We start from the raw sequence: 1,039 nt of genomic DNA, 5'->3' as shown, positions 1-1,039 counted from the left end.
TGGGTTTTGCAAAATTACGCCTCCAAAGCTATGGCAGCCTCGTTTTTGGCGTAACTTCGCAAAGCCCTTTCCCGTTGGCAGAAATTGTAACAAAATAGCGGTCAAAAACAGAATTTATGGAAAATATTATTGAGAATTTCAGTTCAGGATTATTTTGGATTCAAACTCTATGCTTTGGAATAATAATTTTTGGAGCATATTTCCTATATAAAATTTTTAAGAAAATTAAATGAAATAAGTTGACGAAAATTTCTATAATTTAATCTAATATGAAGTACTTTCTTTTGTTATATATATGCTTTTGCACTCTAAATTGTAATAATAAGCAAGTAGAAAATGTAAAAAATAAAGAAACTAAAAAAAATTAATAGTGTGATTATTAGATATGAAGATGCTTTATTTTTAAATCAAATTTCTCAAAAAATAGAATTTCATATTTTCACATACGAGGATTCGACAATTATCAATCAAGATATGTAGCGGAATATGACGAGCGAAATCCAAATATATTGAACCTTTACAAAAAGTACGACTTAAAAGACATTACTACAATTTTTTCATTCAGTAATTTGGAAAAAGATACAATTTATTCTTTCCCTTTAATCGGAACTGATGAGTTTTCTGTATTTGGGAAAAAGTATGAGAAAACTAAAGATGGACATTTTGATGGTATTATTGATGTTTATTTTAAAATATATTCCAGTGAAAAATTTGGAAAAGTTGCAGTTATTGATAGCATCAGATAAAAACAACTTCTGCCAACATAGTATTTGCAAAAGCGGGGTTGAAGTCATAATAGAAAGTGTCCGCATTTTCAGCCGCAAAAAATTTTTCCGTTTCCCAGATAATTTGTAAGTTTGGTAAACGGAAAAAATTTTTGCTCACGGCGGTTTTTAATAGAAAAAAATTGGCATTTTTAGCCCCGCCTTCGCAAATACTTTTTCTGTTAGGCGACATTATAAAACCATACTACTTTAAATGGAACTTTTTAGACAAATTACAGCAAATAATGTAGAATTAAAAGAATATGCTTTTTGGA

The 1,039-nt window shown here is 28.8% G+C and carries 1 protein-coding gene; it reads left to right on the top strand.

What is annotated here, in order from left to right; genetic code table 11:
* Positions 1 to 509 precede the first annotated feature (509 nt).
* On the top strand, positions 510 to 746 hold the full coding sequence (locus AC23MB_RS14265; protein WP_487787641.1) for a hypothetical protein: 237 nt from the start codon (positions 510 to 512) through the stop codon (positions 744 to 746).
* Positions 747 to 1,039 lie beyond the last annotated feature (293 nt).

Source organism: Soonwooa sp. T0.1_25, from assembly GCF_057652215.1.
The sequence above is the reverse complement of the archived record's forward strand: the minus strand, read 5'-3'. Positions and strand labels throughout refer to the sequence as shown.